Origin of the sequence: Streptantibioticus parmotrematis (assembly GCF_019890615.1) — a bacterium.
Taxonomy (GTDB): Bacteria; Actinomycetota; Actinomycetes; order Streptomycetales; family Streptomycetaceae; genus Streptantibioticus_D; species Streptantibioticus_D parmotrematis.
Window position 1 is genome coordinate 229,949 of record NZ_JAINVZ010000009.1, and the last position, 17,447, is coordinate 247,395.

11 protein-coding genes are annotated in these 17,447 nt (G+C 70.4%); 4 read left to right on the forward strand and 7 right to left on the reverse strand.

Annotated features, from left to right (window positions below; genetic code table 11):
* Positions 1-141 precede the first annotated feature (141 nt).
* From K7472_RS33450 to K7472_RS15940, 4 genes are all read right to left on the reverse strand, one after another.
* Positions 142-1,530, reverse strand: a complete 1,389-nt coding sequence (locus K7472_RS33450; protein WP_222978449.1) for a ricin-type beta-trefoil lectin domain protein — start codon at positions 1,528-1,530, stop codon at positions 142-144.
* Between the two features lie 129 nt (positions 1,531-1,659).
* Positions 1,660-2,556 carry a spherulation-specific family 4 protein gene (locus K7472_RS15930; RefSeq protein WP_222978458.1) on the reverse strand — a complete coding sequence of 299 codons (897 nt, stop codon included), beginning with the start codon at positions 2,554-2,556 and terminating at the stop codon, positions 1,660-1,662.
* Positions 2,557-2,926: 370 nt separating this feature from the next.
* Positions 2,927-5,128: an RICIN domain-containing protein gene (locus tag K7472_RS15935; protein WP_222978460.1), complete on the reverse strand. Its 2,202-nt coding sequence runs from the start codon at positions 5,126-5,128 to the stop codon at positions 2,927-2,929.
* Positions 5,129-5,400: 272 nt separating this feature from the next.
* Entirely contained in the window at positions 5,401-6,003 is a 603-nt protein-coding gene (locus K7472_RS15940) for a TetR/AcrR family transcriptional regulator (protein ID WP_222978462.1), read from the reverse strand.
* A 141-nt stretch (positions 6,004-6,144) separates the two neighbouring features.
* Between K7472_RS15940 and K7472_RS15945 the strand changes: the two genes are divergently transcribed.
* The gene (locus K7472_RS15945; RefSeq protein ID WP_222978464.1) at positions 6,145-7,833 is read left to right on the forward strand and encodes a CocE/NonD family hydrolase; all 1,689 of its coding nucleotides are present in this window, start codon (positions 6,145-6,147) and stop codon (positions 7,831-7,833) included.
* A gap of 43 nt (positions 7,834-7,876) precedes the next feature.
* On the opposite strand, the gene K7472_RS15950 is transcribed toward K7472_RS15945, so the two are convergent.
* Both K7472_RS15950 and K7472_RS15955 read right to left on the reverse strand, forming a co-directional pair.
* Entirely contained in the window at positions 7,877-11,158 is a 3,282-nt protein-coding gene (locus tag K7472_RS15950) for a lectin (RefSeq protein WP_252395651.1), read from the reverse strand.
* A gap of 435 nt (positions 11,159-11,593) precedes the next feature.
* On the reverse strand, positions 11,594-12,502 hold the full coding sequence (locus K7472_RS15955) for an alpha/beta hydrolase family protein (RefSeq protein WP_222978466.1): 909 nt from the start codon (positions 12,500-12,502) through the stop codon (positions 11,594-11,596).
* A 103-nt stretch (positions 12,503-12,605) separates the two neighbouring features.
* Between K7472_RS15955 and K7472_RS15960 the strand changes: the two genes are divergently transcribed.
* Positions 12,606-13,175 carry a TetR/AcrR family transcriptional regulator gene (locus K7472_RS15960; RefSeq protein WP_222978468.1) on the forward strand — a complete coding sequence of 190 codons (570 nt, stop codon included), beginning with the start codon at positions 12,606-12,608 and terminating at the stop codon, positions 13,173-13,175.
* Between the two features lie 72 nt (positions 13,176-13,247).
* Here the strand turns inward: K7472_RS15960 and K7472_RS15965 are convergent, their stop codons facing one another.
* Entirely contained in the window at positions 13,248-14,246 is a 999-nt protein-coding gene (locus K7472_RS15965) for a methyltransferase (protein WP_222978526.1), read from the reverse strand.
* Between the two features lie 546 nt (positions 14,247-14,792).
* On the opposite strand from K7472_RS15965, the gene K7472_RS15970 reads away from it, so the two are divergent.
* Positions 14,793-15,491 carry a TetR/AcrR family transcriptional regulator gene (locus tag K7472_RS15970; RefSeq protein WP_222978470.1) on the forward strand — a complete coding sequence of 233 codons (699 nt, stop codon included), beginning with the start codon at positions 14,793-14,795 and terminating at the stop codon, positions 15,489-15,491.
* A gap of 64 nt (positions 15,492-15,555) precedes the next feature.
* Positions 15,556-17,076 carry an FAD-dependent oxidoreductase gene (locus K7472_RS15975; protein ID WP_222978473.1) on the forward strand — a complete coding sequence of 507 codons (1,521 nt, stop codon included), beginning with the start codon at positions 15,556-15,558 and terminating at the stop codon, positions 17,074-17,076.
* Positions 17,077-17,447: the final 371 nt, after the last annotated feature.

A 17,447-nucleotide genomic window follows, 5' to 3' on the forward strand; every position in this document is an offset into this window, starting at 1 on the left:
CCGCCTTCCGAGCTCTCCGAGCCCCCTCGTCCCGTCGTCCGTTCCCTCGCGGACGACGGGACGAGGCGGCTACGAGGTCGTCACTGCTGCGGGGTCACCCACTTCTGGTTGTCGCCGCCGTTGCGCGATACCGGACGTGATCTAGTCCGTCGTGTACCAGTGCTCGTTCGGCTGGCCGGAGCACGTTTCGAGGTCCAGCGAGCTGTAACCCTCCGTGGTCTGGCCTCCCTTGTCCGCGAGGCAGAGGCTGGAGACCGGGTTGTAGATCTCGTTCCACCGGCCGACGACCCACTTCTGTCCCGTACTGCCGTCGCAGGAGGCGAGGGCCACGGCGGCGCCGGCGCTCGCGCCGTTCGCCGCGAGGCACAAGCCCTTCACCTGGAGGGTGTTGTCCAGGCCGAAGGTCCAGTTCTGCGCGTCGTCGCCCTGGGCGCAGTCCCACAGGTCGGCGGTGGCGGGAGCCTGCGTGGCACTGCCGAAGTCGTCCAGGCAGAGGTTCGCTCCGCCGCTTCCCTGGGTGCCGTACCGCAGGAAGCCCTCAGGCGCGGTGCTGGTGTCCGCGTTCGGTGTGAACGTGGCGTTGACGTCGCTCACCGAGGACGTCGTGTCGCTGCCCTCGTTGCTGCTCACGATCTGCACCCCGCGCAGGATGAAGTCGGAGTCCGGCAGGTTCCAGGGGTCGACGTAGGACTTGTAGGTCTGGAACAGCTGACCGAAGTCGTCGCTCACCGACGTCGTCGAGGAGTCGGGGATCTGGGCGTCGCTGCGCACCGTGACGCGGCAGCCCGTGCCGCACTCCCCCTGGCTGAGGTCGTCGTACGCGTTGTCCCACTGCACCCCGTTGGACTTGGCGGTCGCGAACGGGCCGGGGTCGAAGTGGACGACGGAGATGACGTCGGGCTTGCCGGAGCCGTTGTGCGGGTCCTGGAAGATGAAGTCCGTGGTGAGGATGGCCCGTTTCTGGCCGCACGTGAAGCCACCGTTCTGGTGGATGCTCGCGCGGTACGAGACGCTGGGCGCGCCCTCGGCCATGGTGAGCGGCTGGTAGTCGGGCCCCGGCACGAGGTCGTCGTCCGTGTAGGTGTAACTGACGTTGGTCTCGTGCAGGTCGCAGTCGCCGGTGGCGGTGTTCCGCATCGTTATGGTCTTCGAACCGCCCCCGGACGACGTCGCGTCGAAGGAGTAGCCGGTCGGCTGGTCCCTGCTGCTCTTGTTCCAGCCGTAAGTGCCCAGATCCCATGCGGAGTGCGGGCTGTCGATGTTCATCGTGTCGTTGTGCTGGTCGGCGGCGCACTGGGACTCGTCGGTCCAGGGAGCGCCCTGCGGAACGCTGTCGTCGCCGTTCGGGGCGCCCTCGATGAGCGACGAGTAGCAGTCGTTCGTCGGACCGGGGTCGTACAGCAGCGGGAACGGCGGCGGTGCGGGAGCGGCCGACGCGGGCTGCGTCAGCGTCCACACGGCGGGAACGAGGAGCAGGAGGGCGGCGACGGCGGCGAGCAGCGCTCTGCGCGGGGAGGCGAGGACTTTCACGGGGTGCTCCGATGGACGTGGGGGTGACTCCGGACCGGCATTATCACTCTTTCCAGCGTAAATACGCGTCAGAGGCGGAGGCGCCGACGGGGCCGTTGTCCGGCCCCGTCGGCCTGGCCCGCGAACCCGTCAGGACGCCGGGTCGAGGGCCTCCTCCTGCGGCATGTAGGAGGCCGTCGTCAGCCACGGGTTGGGGAGGTCCAGGTCGGTGGCGTAGACGTATCCCGCGTTGTCCGACTTCGACCTCGCCACGACGGAACTCATCTGCGACGAGGGCACGTTGTAGACGAGGTTCCAGAACCTGCCCGGAGCCGCGCCCTGTTCGGCGGACGTGGGCGTCCACTGGTCGTAGGGGGTGTTGTTGCCGCCGTCACCGTCGTAGGCGCCCTCGTAGTCCACGAACGTGTCGGCGGACCCGGAGTCGTTCAGGTAGCACGGGTCGACGTCGGAGCCCGGGTTGTCGACCGTCCACGCCTTCGCGTACGAACCGTTCGCCGCCGCGGTCCTCGCGTACTGGGCCAGTGTCGCGTACAGGGACTCGTAGGAGCAGTCGTCGCCCCAGGCGTCGTCGAAGAAGATCCCGTCGACGCCGTCACTGCCGTAGAGCTTGTACCAGGCGTCGATGTCGCCCTCCGCCTGAGTGGTCCAGGCGCTCTCGGAGGTGCTTCCCGTCCGGGTCTGCCGGTGCTCGTCGTTCTGCCCGAACCAGCCGGTGTCCACGTATCCCAGCACCTTCAGGCCGGCCGCGTGAGCGGCCTTGATCCGGGCGGCCATGGCGGGGTCCGGCTGCGTGGCGTCCCCGGTGCCGGAGCTGTCGAGTCCGGGCCCGTTGCTCTCGTTGACGATCGCCACGGCGCCGCTGCCCGCCTTGTCCAGGGCGCTCCAGCTCGCGTCGTCGCCCGTGGAGAAGTAGGCCGGGACTCCGATCTTCTGGCCGGTGGCGGTCGTGGCGTCGGCGGGCGTGAGGTTGAGGGTCATCAGGAGCGGCGCACAGGCCAGTGCGCCGATCAGCAGTCGTCTTTTCACGGTGGGGGGCTCCGGTTTCGCAGGGCCCCGGCGCACCGGTGGCGCGACACGAGGTGGCCACCGGCCGTCGAGGAGCAGGGAGTTGTGGGATATGGGGGGTGTTCATGAGGCGCGCCGGAGACCGGGGCCTGCCCGAAGCGGTGGGGGGACGGGCACGGCCGACGGCCACTGGACGCGGAACGCGACGTCAGCGCGGACGCGGCGGGTCGCCCTGACGCCATGGCACCAGGTCGGTGGACCGGTATCCATGACCTCGACGGAACGACATCACATTATTATGGTCTCCAGCGTAATTACGTCAAGGGAACTCGCGTACGCACGGCCGGCGTCCTCCAAGGACCACCTGGTCGCCCGGCCGTCCGCCGTGCGTCTACGTGCCCGCGGTGAACTGCCAGTCCTGGCTGAGTTCTCCCGAGACCTGCGCGCCCACGGCGTCCGCTCCCGGAGCGGACGAGCCGCCGGAGAGGTCCAGCAGGTCGCCGGTGGCGACGTTGGAGATCTTCGCCGTGCCGTTTCCGGTGTCGAGCAACTGCCACAGCTGGGACGAGTCCTGCGACTGCGGCTCCAGTGTCACGGCCGATCCGGAACCGGCCGTCAGGAAGGGCCCGGACGCGCCGTTCCGGATCCGTACGGCGTTCCCTCCGGCGGGCACGACGCGCCAGCCCTGGTCGCCGGACCCGTCGGCGGGCCGCTGCGTCGCCCCCGATCCCACGTCGCTTCCCGCGGCGGTGAGCAGCAGTCCGCTGCCGCGGTCGGTGAGCGTGTACGTCTTCGTGGCATCGAGCGCGAGGTAGGGATTGACCACCTTCACGCCGTCCGGCAGACCGGTGACTCCCGTGGTCGTCTTCGGGTCGACCGCGACCTGCTGCATCGAGTAGGGGCCGATGCGGTCGATCGTGTTGCCCTGGAAGGCGACGTCGTCGGAGTCGCGCACGTCGACGACCGACGTCTTGGGAATGTCACACCTGTTCGCCGTCCGCGGGTACGCGATCTGCTGCGACTGCTGGAAGACGTTGTCGCTCACCGTGACGTCCTTGGAGTCGCTGACGTCGAGGTCGAGCCCCCGGATGTCCTGGAAGACGTTGTTCTCGATGTCCACGTCGGGGAAGTCCCGTTCGGACCAGCTGCCTCCCGCGAAGGTCACCGCGCCGACCTCGCAGCTGTTCCAGATCCCGGCGCCGGACCACAGCGCGCTGAGGAAGGTGTTCCCCTTGATGGTGAGCTGCCCTCCGGCGCCCGCGTGGGAGTCCGACGTGGCCTCGGGGGTGACGGAGATCGCGTTGGCCCCCCGTATCCGGTTGTTCTCGATGACGCCGTCCCGCGCCTTGAGCAGGAATCCGCGTCCGGAGCTGTCGATGTCGTTGCCGGTGAAGGTGAAGCCGTTTCCCATGCGGTCGATGTCGGTGACGTCCTGCCCGGCGGACCACGGCGACGGGCGGTCGAGGGTCAGCCGGAACGTGGACGCCGCTCTGCTCCCCGCGAGCTTGGTGATCGCCGGGTCGGTCTCCCGTGTGAGGGAGGTGATGGTGGCGGTGGGGCCGTCGGCCCAGCGTTGCAGGCGGTCCCCGGTGTGGCCGACGCGGTAGTCGCTGTCCGCGAAGGCGGCCCAGACCGTGCTGCCGTCGGTCTTCACGATGTCGACCGACCCGATGCCCTGGATGCTCACCGAGTCGTCCCCCGCGTTGACGATCGAGGAGTTCTCGATGGTGGGACCCTTCTTCACCGACTGGAACTGGATGGCGTCCCACGTCGTCGTCAGGATGGGTTTCTCCGTCGCGCCGGGTGGCGGCGGGCCCGGCACGATGTGAAAGTCCTCCAGGTGCGTGTCGCCGTCACCGGTGGCGTTCATGAATCCCATGCCCGGGGCGGCGTTGAGTGTCACGTCCTTGAACGTGGTGTCGGACCCGTCCGCCGTGATGCCGTAACTGGGGCCCGACGACGCCCCGCCCGCGAACGTGACGATGTCGCCGACGTGCGCCGGGCCGACGTCGCTCGACCGTGCGATGCCGGTCGTCTCGTTCTGCCAGGAGACGGTCGCCCCGAGCATCTGGCTCTTGGGGAGCCGGAGTTGGGGGTCGAAGGTGGTCACCCGGTTCGGCAGGGTGCCCGGCCGGGGGTACCCCTGCGAGATCTGCACGTCCATCCAGCTCTTGCCGTCGGGCGCCACGTCCACGACACGTCCCTGGGTGAAGGGCAGCGGGTCGTAGTTGATGGTGAGGCCGTCGACCGTGAGGCCGTCGGACGTCCCCGTGCTGAGCGCCTGGACCAACGCGGTCTGGACGATCGTGACGCCCTGGGCGTCGACGGTGAAGCCGTCGAGCCCGCCGAGGTCGAGCGTCGTGCTGCGGCGGTACACGCCGGGCTGGAGGGTGACCTCGTGGGCGCCCGAGGCGACCGCGTGGCTGATCTGCGCCTCGATGCTCTCCTGGGCCGGCGCGGTCGCGAGCGCCGTGTGGGCGATCCCGCCGGCCAGGGCCGTGCCGAGCAGCACCGCTGCCGCGGCGCCGCGCAGACCGGCCCGTTTCCGTCGGCCCGAACGGCCTGTCGTGTGCGCTGTCTGACTGTGGTCCATGGCCTCTCTCGTCCCTCGCCCCGCCCGAACGGGCGGCAGGCTGTCGCCGCTCCGGTGCCGAGGTGCGGTGACGGTGCGGTTGGCGACGGGACGACGGTAGGAAGCGCGGGATGCCATTTCGACGGCCGCGGGCACACTGCGCACAGGGGCTGACGTGTTCTCCGGCGGGGCGTGCCGAGGCCCCGCGAACCTGGTAGGGACCGGATGGCGGACTACGCGCGGGGTGTGCGACGCGGGGGCGCAGGCGTCGCGCCGTTCCTCGGCCGTGGCGCTCACATCGTGGTGTCGGCACCGGAGTCGGGGGCGAGTACGGCCGCGGTCAGGGTTCGTGCCATCCAGTCGCGGAATTCACCGGGTGCGTAGCCGAGCCGGCGGACGAGGAGGTCGTGACTGTCGGGGCTCGCGATCGTCCATGCCGTGTCGACCGCGGCTTTCGGCGTGAGGCCGTCGGCCAGTGCCGTCGCGGGAATGTCCTCGAATACGCGGGCGATGAGCCGGTGGCGCAGGAGCTGGAGTTCGTCCCAGTCGGCGGCGATGTCGGGGTCCACGGCCGAGGCGTCCCGGTACAGGCGCCAGCCGGTCGCCGCGCGTTCGGCGATCTCCCCGACGAGATCCGCCAGTTCCACCAGTCGTTCCCGGGGTGACAGGCCGGTGAATCGCGTGATCGCGTCCTCGGGGGAGGCCGCGTCCCCGGCGAGGGCGCTCTCCAGGTATCCGCGGAGGAGTTCCCGTTTGCTGCCCCACGCGAGGTAGAGGGTCTGCACGGAGACTCCGGCCGAGGCGGCGATCCGGGTGACCGTCGTCCGCGGATAGCCGTGTGCCGTGAACTCCCCCTCGGCGGCCTCCAGAAGCCGGTTGCGGGTATCGCGTCGCAAGGCCTCGCCGACTCTTTTCTGACGGCTCCGGGATGTCGGTTCATCGGATCGATCGGCGGTCATGGCGACAGCGTACATCATGCTCTAGAGTGGCAATCAACTTCACTGGAACGCGACTAAAAAGCATGGTAGGGCGGAGCTATGAGGAAGAGCGGGATCGACCGGCCCTGGAAGCGGCCCGGCGCCGCGGTCTACGCACGCCGCCGGATCGCCACGGCGCTGCGTCCACCGGTCACCGTCTATCCGATGCCACCGGACGTCACGAAGGACGAGGACGTGCCCGTGCGCATGCGCGACGGGGTCACGCTCCGCCTGAACCTGTTCCGCCCCGCCGGAGACGGCCCGTTCCCGGTGCTCCTGTCGGCGCATCCCTACGGGAAGGACTCCGTACCGAAGCGCAAGCGCGGCGGGTGGTCCCTGAACCCGCAGTTCCGGATCATGAACCAACCGGCGCCGCTGCGGATCTCGGACCAGACCAGCTGGGAGGCTCCCGACCCGGTCTGGTGGGCCCGGCAGGGCTACGCGGTCGTCAACCTCGACACCCGCGGCGGCGGACGGTCCGAAGGGCGCGGCGACCTGCTCTCCGACGAGGAGGCCGACGACGTCGGCCAGGTCATCGCGTGGGCGGCGGAGCAGCCGTGGTGCACCGGCCGCGTCGGCATGCTCGGCGTGTCGTATCTCGCCCTGTCCCAGTACAAGGTCGCCGCGCTCAACCCGCCCGCGTTGAAGGCGATCTGCCCGTGGGAAGGATTCACCGACGCCTACCGCGACCTGTTCACCCCCGGTGGTGTCGTCGAGAACGGCTTCGCGCGGGTCTGGCTGCTCCTCACCGGCCGGGCGGCCCGCCTGAAGACCGACCTCGCGGCCGGACGACGCGAACACCCCCTCCGTGACACGTGGTGGGATTCCCTCGTCCCCCGCCTGTCGGAGATCACGGTGCCGATTCTGGTGTGCACCAGCTTCTCCGACAGCAACCTCCACAGCGTGGGATCGATGCGCGCCTTCCAGCACGTCGGGTCCACGGAACGGCACGCGTACACGCACCGCGGACCCAAGTGGGCCAGCTTCTACGGCGAGGAGGCCCGCCGCGCCCAACTCGCGTTCTTCGAGCGGCACTTGCGGGAACGGGACGTTCCCCCGCTCCCCCGCGTGCGACTGGAGATCAGGGACCGGCTCGACCACGTCGTCCAGGTGCGGGACGAGCGGGAATGGCCCCTCGCACGCACCGACTGGCGCCGGTTCCGACTCGCGGGAGAAGGCACCCTGATCGAGGGCGAGGACGAAGGCGGCACGGGAAGCGTCACGTTCGACCTGCGGCGCGACGCGGCCGTCTTCGAGCATCGCTTCGGGGAGGACACCGAACTCAGCGGCCCGATGACCCTACGCCTGCGCGTGGCCACCACCGGCGCCACGGACCCACGGCTCTTCGCCGGGATCGAGAAGTGGTCGCACGGCACGCCGGTCCCGTTCGAGGGCTCCTACGGGTACGGACGCGACCTGGTCGCCCAGGGCCGCCTGCGCCTCGCCCTGCGCGAACTCGACCCGGTGCTCAGCACCCCCCACCAGCCCGAGCACACCTTCCGGACGCTCCAGCCGGTCCGGGACGGCGAGGAAGTCGACGTGCTCATCCCGCTGAGCCCCTCGGCCACCCTCTTCCACGCGGGCGACACCCTGCGACTCGTCGTGGCCGGCCGCTACCCACGCCCCCGCAACCCGTTCTTCGGCCACTTCCCCACCCACTACGCACCGAGCGCCTCAGGAAAGGCCACCATCATCTGGTCCCCCGGCCACCCGTCCACTCTTGAGATCCCCGTCATCCCGAAGAGCTGACCCGGGTGCGGCCCGGCGGGGGCCGGGCCGCGCCCGCCGCGGGTCAGGGCAGCGTCCACCGCTGGGCGGCGGTGCTGTTGCAGTCGTAGATCTGCAACTGGGTACCGGCGGTGGTCGAGGAGTTCGGGTCGTCGAGGCAGCGGCCGGACTGCGGGTTGACCAACGAGGACCCGCTGCCGGTCTGCCACTGCTGGGCCCCGGTGCCGTTGCACGGATACCAGTCGACGAGGGTGCCGTTGCCCGTGCCGCCGCCGGTGACGTCCATGCATCCGCCGAGCGCCTGGATGGTGCCGTCGGACTCGACCGTCCACTGCTGCGCGTTCGTGCCGTTGCAGCCGTAGAGCTGTATGGGGTTGCCGCCGGTGGTGCCGCTGCTCCGGTCGTCCACGCACAGGCTGGAGGAGACGCCGGAGACCACCGGCCCGGAGCCCGCGCCGCTGGTGAACCCGACCGCGAAGACGTGCATGCCGCCTGCGCCCACGTCGGACGGCAGCCGTACCGCGCTGACCGTCTTGCCCGCGGTGAGCTTCGCGGGAGCGGTGGCGAAGACGTACGTCTTGGTCTGGTCCGAGGAGGCCCCGGCGTGGTTGCGGTAGGCGGTGGTGACCGCGACGGTGTTGCCGGCCGCGGCGCTGGAGCCGCCGCCGTTCAGCGTCCAGTCCGACAGCGTCACGGGGACGGACTGGGTGCTGCCGTCGGTGTAGTCCACGGTGGCGGTGCCGGAGGACGGGCCGTTGGCGGCCGAGCCCAGGAAGGTGATGGAGCCGGTGCCGGAGGCGGTCACCGTCTGGCCGTTGGCCAGGTAGTTGTTCGGCGCGCCGGACCCGGGGGCGGGCCAGTGGAAGGTCGCCCCGGCCGCGGTGACGGCGGCTCCGGGGGTGACGCCCGCCGCGGACAGCGCCTGCGCCGAGTAGCTGTAGCCCCCACCGTCGAAGTTCGCGGCGGCCGGTGCGGAGTCGTCGGACGTGCCCGCGTCGGTGTAGCCGGGCGAGCCGGGGTAGGAGGGCGGCGCGGCGGAGGCGGCGGAGGCCCAGGAGGTGTTCGCCGAGGTGCCGAGGGTGTAGGTGAGGGTGCCGCCGGAGGTGATGGCCGCGGTGGGCGCGTAGGCGTTGTTCCAGGCGGCGCCGTTCCAGGTGGCGGACTGCACGTACGGCGCGTTGTCGGCCGCTCCTGTGCCGTTGACCGTGAGCGTGTTGCCGGACGGCAGGGTGATCCGGGCCTGGGTGAACATCGGGCTGCCCAGTGCCAGGTCCGCGGTGCCCGGGGTCTCGGGATACATGCCCAGCGCGGACCACACGTACCACGAACTCATCTCGCCGAGGTCGTCGTTGCCGGCCAGGCCGCCGGGCGCGTCGGTCCAGATCTGGTCCTGGACCTGGCGGACCACCTTCTGGGTCTCGTAGGGGTGGCCGACGTAGTCGTATTCCCAGGGGATGTTCAGGCTCGGCTCGTTGCCCAGGTCGGTGTAACCGTTGGCTCCGGTGAGGGAGGACAGGTCGGTGTCGAGGAAGGCGGCGAGCTTGGCGTCGCCGCCCATCGCGGTGGACAGGCCGTGCAGGTTGAACGGGACCATCGGCGTGTACTGCCAGGAGTCGCCCTCGACGAAGTTCGTGCCGGAGGTCGCCGAGAAGCCGGACGTCCAGGCGCCGTTGGCGTCCCGGGGCTGGATGAAGCCGCTGCCGGAGTCGTACAGGTTGTGCCAGTCCTGGGCACGGTTGACGAACGTGGTCTGGTCCGGGCTGTCGCCGAGCGCGCCGGCCAGTGCGGAGACCGCGAAGTCGGCCGAGTCGTACTCCAGGGTGGTGGAGGCGGGGCCGTAGAAGTTGCAGCAGCCGTAACTGCCGTTGCTCGGCAGGTAGCCGAGTTGTTCGAGGTAGTTCAGGCCGGGCCGGTTGTTGTTGGTCGCGGTGGCCTCGGCGACCATGTCCTTCAGGGCGGTGGCGGTGTCGAAGTCCGTCGCGCCGAAGGCGTGGTAGTCGGCGATGATCTGGTCGGCCGGATCACCGACCATGACGTAGGACTCGCCGTTGTCCTCCGACCACTTGGGGAACTGGCCGGTCTGGCTGTAGTCGTCCACCATCGACTGCGCGGTGTCGGAGGCGGCCTGCGGGTCGACCAGCGCCTCCAACTGCGCCTGGGAACGGTAGATGTCCCAGCCTGAGTAGTTGGCGTAGGCGGCGCTGTGGCCCTGGTCGACGGTGTGGGTCTTGCCGTCGAAGCCGTAGTACTGGCCGTTGGTGTCGCTGATGACGTTGGGGTGCAGCAGCGCGTGGTAGAGCGCGGTGTAGAAGACGGTCTGCTGCGCGGCGGTGCCGCCCGCCACGTCGACCCGGCCCAGCAGCGAGTTCCAGCTGCCGGTCGCGGCGGACTGGGTGCCGGCGAAGTCCCAACCGGGGTTCTCCGCCGAGCGGTTGGTCACCGCGTCGGCGGCCGAGACGTAGGAGACGCCGACCTTGGCCTGGATGACCGGGGTGCTGGTGGCGTTGAAGGTGACGTAACCGTCGGAGGCGGCCGCCTTCGGTGTGGCGTTCGCCCGTGCGCGGTGCGCGGTGCCGTGCAGGGTGGGCTTGTTGGGCTTCTCTCCGGCGCTGTGCGACGGCTGGTAGGCCGGGGGCGCCTTGGGCGCGCTGGTCGCCGCGGCGGTGCCGTTGGTGGTGAACGGGTGGTCGAAGACCATGTCGAAGTAGACGGTGTAGCTGTTGCCTGCGCCGCAGAACTTGCCGCTGGTGACCTGTCCGCTGACTTCGGTGCTGCTGACGACGTTGAACTGCGTGTTGCTGTCGCCGTTCTGACTGCCATTCAGCTTGAAGACCAGGTTCGCCTGCGAGGTGGAGGGGAAGGTGAAGCGGGCCATGCCACTGCGGGTGGTGGCGGTCAGCTCGGTCTTGACACCGTTGTTCAGCGTCACCGCGTACGAGCCGGGGGACGCCGACTCGTTGCTGTGCGAGAAGGCGTCGGTGGCCCCGGTGTTCACCGAGCCGACGGTCGGCAGGACCGGCACGTCACCGGCCGCGCCGCAGCCGGGCCCCGCGATGTGGGTGAGGCTGAAGCCGGTGATGGCCGAGTCGTTGTACTCGTAGCCTCCGCCGTCCGGCCGCGAGGGGGTGTCGGGGCTCCACTGCACCATGCCGAACGGCACGTCGGCCCCGGGGAAGTCGTCGGCGGAGTTGGAGGTGCCGATGAACGGGTTGACCAGTGACGCCGGGTCGGACACCAGCGCGGAGGCACCGGCGAACGCGGGCGCCGCGGCCCCGGCCGCGATCAGTGCGCCGGCCGCCAGCAGCGGTAGCGCGTATCTGTGCCGTCTTCTCGATCGTCCCATCATGGACTCTTCCCTTCGCCGGCCAGGAGGATCGGTTCTCAGGGGTGGTGAGATGCCGTGCGGGCAGCGGGCAACGGCCCGGTGGAACAGGGCGGACCGCGTGGACAACGTTGTCTCGCACGAGGGTCCGACACCGTTGTCAGACACCGGGTTCCCGGGAACTGTCGACCCGTCAGGCCGCCGTGTCAAGACAACGCGAGCACCGGACACCGATCGGCGGCACGTCTTCACACGGCGTGCGGCACCGGGGCGGCGGCGGAGAGGACATGGCCGACGGCGACGCCGAGAGACGTCCCGCTCCCTCCGCATCGCGCATCACGCTGCTGAAGGGCGTGCCCGGCGTCGCGGGACGCGGCTGATCCGCCGCGACCGGGACCGGGACCGGTGACACCCGCACCCCGTTCAGCGCCGGGCCATCCCGCGACTGCCGGGCTGGGCCTACTTGCTGACGATGCTCCACGTACCGTCGCTGTCCTCGGCGCCGCCGCCGAGGGCGGTCCACTCGGCGTCGTCGAGGCCGAGGGCCGCGCGGAGGTAGGCGGAGATCGCGTCGGCGAGGAGGACGACGCGGGCGGAGTCCTCGTCGGTGGTCTCGGCGACCCTTTCGCCGGCGATGCCGCCCATGGTGTGCTCGGCATCGGCGATGGTGAGCAGGCTCTTGGGGGCCGGGCTGAGGTGGTAGGCGTCGGTGAACCACTCCGGCCCCCGGGTGGAGAGCTGCGACTGGTCCTTGCCGCCCGCGACGACCAGGGCCGGGGTGGCCATGGTGGAGAAGTCCGGCTTCATGAACGGGAGGTTCTCGGCGGCGAACGGGGTGAGGGTGTCGCCGGTCCCGGTCGCGGCGATCAGCGCGCCGGCCGACACCGCGGAGTGGGAGAAGTCCTCACCGGGAACGCCGTCGGCGTCGAGCACACGGGCACCGAGGACGGCGCCCGCGGTCTGGGCGCCCCAGGAGTGGCCGACCACGGCGACGCGCTCACGGTCGACGCGGGCCTGCATGCCGGCCTGGGCCAGGATGTCGCCGAGGTTGTCGATGATCGCGTGGAGATCGGCTATCCGCACGCGCCAGATGGTGGCGAAGCGCGGGTCGTCCCAGCCGATGGCGTTGCGGCGGGAGTCCAGATGGGTGGGCTGCACCACGACGAATCCGGCGGCGGCCCACCGGTCGACAAGGGGCTCGTATCCGTCCAGGGACCACGCGTTGCCGTGGGAGAAGACGATCACGGGCAGGTTATGGCCCGACCGGGGAGCGGTGACCTTCACCTGCAGGTCGATGCCGCGGTCAGGTGCGGGAACAGAGAGGGGCTTGACCGAGAGGATCTGGTGGCCGAGGGGGCGGGAAGACATGGCAGACCTGTGCTTTCTCTGCGGAGCGACTCTGCCGTAATCTGGCGGAGCGTTGTTCCGCCAACTTAGCGGAACATCGTTCCGCGAGTAAAGGGAGGCATCCGTGCCGGAGTCGGTCGGGGTACGCCAGGTACAGGCTCAGCGCACCCGCAGCGGCGTACTGCGGGCTGCCGCGGCGGTCTTCGTCGAGCAGGGCGTCCAGGCGCCCGTCCGGGACATCGCCGACCGTGCCGGGGTCGGTGTCGGCACGGTCTACCGGAACTTCCCGACCCGTGCGGACCTCGTCACCGCCGTCTACCGGCACCAGATCGACGCCTGCGCCGCCCTCGCGCCCCGGCTCCTCCAGGAGTCCGCCTCGCCGTTCACCGCGCTGGCCCTGTGGACGGACGCGTTCGTGGACTTCCTGGTGACCAAGCACGGCCTGGGCGCGGCGCTGGGGTCCGGCGATCCGGGGCTGGAGAACCTCCACGCCCTCATGCTCGACACACTGGTCCCGGCCTGCGCGACGCTGCTGGACGCCTGCGCCGCCGACGACGGCCTTCGCCCCGGTGTCACCGCCTACACGCTCATGCGCGCCATCGGAAACCTCTGCATCACCGGCCCCGACTACGACCAGGCCGACGCCAAGCGCATGGTCGCTCTCCTGCTCACCGGATGCCGCAGCACGGCCTGACAAGCGGCACGGCCTGACGACAGGCCCGGCGTCCGTGCCGCACCCGCGGTCTCGGTCGACGCCGGGTCTCGTTCAGCCGGGCACGGTGGTGTGGAAGGCGTGCAGATAGGCGTTGACCGTGGTGACGCCACCGAGGCGCAGGCCGGCTTCGGTGATGAGTGCCGTGAGGCTGTCCCGGGAGTGCTTGGCGCCGCCGACGTTGAGAAGCAGGAGCAGGTCCATGGCGCTGGTGAACCGCATGGACGGCGTGCCGTCCACGAGGTTCTCCACGATCACGACCGAGGCACCCGGTCTTGCCGCCTTCATGATGTTGCGCAGCGTGCGGCGGGTACTGTTCTCATCCCATTCCAGGACGTTCTTGATGACGTACAGGTCGCCGCTCACCGGCACGGTCCGGCGGCAGTCGCCGGGGAGCAGACGCGTGCGTGAGGCGAGTGGTCCGCCGTCGCGCAGCCGGGTGTCGGCGCCCGCCACCACTTGCGGCAGGTCGAGCAGCGTGCCGCGCAGCGTCGGCTGCTTCTCCAGGAGCGCGGCCAGTACGTGTCCCTGGCCGCCGCCGATGTCCACGACCTCGGTCACGCCGGTGAGGTCGAGCACCTGCGCAAGGTCCGCGGCGGCCTGACGGCTGGAGCCCGTCATGGCTCGGTCGAACACCCTGGCGCTGTCGGGCGCGTCCTCCTGGAGGTAAGGGAAGAACTCCTTGCCGAACACCTCGGGGAAGACGCTCCCGCCGGTGCGGACCGCTTCGTCGAGTCGTGGCCACAGCTGCCAGGTCCACGGCTCGGTACACCACAGGGCGATGTGGTGAAGGCTGTCCGGTGCGTCCGCGCGCAGCATCCGCGACATCGACGTGTGGGCGAACGTCCCGTCAGGCTGCTGCTCGAAGACACCGTACGACGACAGCGCGCGCAACAGCCGGGCGAGCGCGCCGGGGTGGGCGTCCACCCGCTCGGCGAGCACGCTGGCGGAGAGCGAGGAGCCGTCGTCGAGCGCGTCGGCCAGACCGAGCCGGGCGGCGGCCCGCACCGCGCCCGCGCAGGCGCAGCCGAAGACCAGCTCCCGCAGCCGCATCGACCCTTGCCCGTCATGGGAACCGGTGCCGGTGCCGGTCACATCGAGCACCAGTGGCGGGCTGACGGGGATGCCACGTGGCAGAGGTCACCGGTGACAAGGCGTGCGGCTGCGAAGCCGCGGCGTTCGGTCATGACGGTTCCCTCGCCTTTCCGCGTTCCGTGCGGCCCGCGCCAGAGCCACTCGCAAGCGAAGCTATGGGAGGTTCCCACGCCCCGCACGCGCAAGGAGCGTCGGATCGGCCGGATGGTCCAACGGCCCCGGTGTGTCGTTTGCCGGGACTGGACGTCGGACCGCGCCACCACGTACGGCTCGCGCGGGGCGATGAGGCGCTCACCTCCACCCCGGTCGGTCACCGGCCGCGCGGGACACGTTTTCGGGCGCCGACGCTGATGGAGCCGGCCAGGGAACGGGTCCGCGAAGACGCGAGCAGGAATTCATCGCCAAGAGCTCGCAATTGGCGCACCGTTCTAAAGTGGCACAATGCTCCAAGTTAGTTTGGCGCTCCAACTTGGCACAGCGCTCCAACCGTGTCATATTCGGGACATGCCTACACGAGCACGCCGCACTCAGCGGCGTAACCAGGTGCTCTCCCGGGAGCGGATCCTCGACACCGCGATCGGCCTTCTCGACAGCGGCGGTGAAGGTGCCCTGACCGTCCGGGCGATGACCGACCGCCTGGCCACCGGGTCTGGGGCGATCTACTACCACGTCGGCAACCGGGACGAGCTGCTGGACGCGGCGACGGAATCCGTGATCACCGCGGCCCTGTCGACCAGGTCCGCCGGAGCGCGGGCGACGCCCGAGGACGAGATCCGCGCCGTCGCCCTGGCCTTGTTCGACGCCATCGCCGAACACCACTGGCTCGCCACCCGGCTGACCCTCCAGATCATCCGCAACCCCGTCGGCCCGGTCACGGTGGGCATCTTCGAAAGGCTCGGCCGGCAGGTGGGCGCCCTGGGCGTCCCGCGACCCCGCTGGTTCGACGCCGCCTCCACGCTCGTGCACTACATCCTCGGCGCGATCAGCCAGAACGCCCGCGTCGAAGGCGACACCTCCGGCATCGACCCCGATGCGGACCGCGAGGAGTTCTTCGACCAGACCTCGCGAGCGTGGCGGGACCTCGACGCCGAGTCCTACCCGTTCATGCACGCCATCGTCGGCCAGATAAGGGAGCACGACGACCGCGAGCAGTTCCTCACCGGCATCGCCGTCGTCCTCGACGGCCTCGCCCGTCTGCGCTGACCTGTCCCACCGGGCCGGGCAGCGCCGGGCAGCCCGACCGACCTTCCTCGAAGGGAAAACTCCTATGCACGACGTGGTGATCGCGGGCGGCGGCCCGGTCGGCCTGTTCCTGGCCGGCGAACTGGCCCGATCCGGCTGCTCGGTCCTCGTCCTCGAACGGGACCAGGAACTCAGCTCCCCGCTGAAGGCACTCCCGCTCGGCATGCGCGGCCTGAACGCCGGCTCGGCCGAAACCCTCTACCGCCGCGGCTTGCTCGACGCGATGATGGACGCCTCCGGCGCCGACGCGAAGGAGGTCGGCGCCGATCCCGAAACGATCGAGGCGCCCGCGCCACGCAGCGTGTCCCATTTCGCGGGCATGGGCCTGGACGCGAGCGGCATCGACGCGTCCGCGCTGCCGTTCCGCCTGCCCAGCCCGGCGATGGAAGGGTTCATGACGAGCCTCGAAGCCGTCGCGACCGTGCTGGCCGAGCGCGCCGCGTCCCTCGGCGTGGAGATCGTCCGGGGGGCTCCGGTCACCGCCGTGACCCAGGACGACGACGGCGTCACCGCCACCGCAGGCGGACGGCAGTACCGGGGCCGTTGGCTGGTGGGCTGCGACGGCGGGCGCAGCGCGGTGCGCGAGCGGGTCGGCTTCGACTTCACCGGCACCGACCCGCTGTTCACCGGCTACGTCGCCAAGGTCACCTTCGCCGACCCCGAGCAGTTGCCGCTCGGCTTCAACCTGACGCCGACCGGCATGTATCTGCGCACCCCCTTCGAGGGACACCTGGGCATGAACGACTTCGACGGCGGCACCTTCGACCGTTCCCGGCCGCTGACCCGCGAGCACCTCCAGGCGGTCCTGCGCCGCGTCTCCGGCACCGACGTGACGCTGACCGGCGTCGAGCTTGCCTCCAGCTTCACCGACCGTGCCATGCAGGTCACCAGCTACCGCAACGGCCGCGTCCTGCTCGCCGGTGACGCCGCGCACATCCACTCACCGCTCGGCGGCCAGGGCCTCAACCTCGGCATCGGCGACGCCGTCAACCTCGGCTGGAAGCTCGCCGACACCCTCCACGGCACCGCCCCCGAGGGCCTGCTCGACACCTACACCGACGAGCGCCACCCCGTCGGCGCCGCCATCCTCGACTGGTCCCGCGCCCAGGTCGCCACCATGAAGCCGGGCCCCAACGCCCCCGCCCTGCGCAAGCTGGCCCTCGACCTGATGAGCACCCCCGACGGGGTGACGCACGTCTACCGGCAGACCTCGGGACTGTTCCACCGCTACGACCTGGGCAGCGAGCAGCCACTCGTCGGCCGCAGCGCCCCCGACTTCCGCTTCACCGAAGGCACCCGCCTCGGCGAATTGCTGCGCGAGGGCCGGGGCGTGCTCCTGGACTTCAGCCGCGACCGTGCGCTGCAGACCGTGGCCAAGGACTGGGCGGGCCGGATCCACTACGCGGCCGGACCGGTGCGCGACGACCTCGGATTCACCGCCCTGCTCATCCGCCCGGACGGCATCGTGGCGTGGGCCGACGATCACGCCGATGCCGAAGCGTTCCAGCAGGCCGCGACCCGCTGGCTCGGCCGCCCGCGGAACTAGACCGCCCCGCAGACCGGCAGCGGGTGGGGCCGGGACTCCACCCCTTCGACCGCGCCGCGTTCGGGCCGGACCAGCCGTCCCGGCCCGGCCCGGACCGCACAGCGTCGACGACAGCCCGCTCCTTTGCCGGCCGACCGGCCTGCGCCCCAACTGCCCGTCAGTCAGGGCACGTTCGCCCGCAGTGCACGACCACCCTTGAGGATCCATGAGTACTCACCACCCCGTCGCGATCATCCCCACCATCACCGTCAGAGCCGACACCCGCACAACAGCCGCCGGCCAGCCGTGAGGTCCAGCGCCGACATGACGAAGATCGCGGACAAGGGCAGCAGCAGCATCAGTGAGCAGGACAGAACGAGGCCGGTACACCT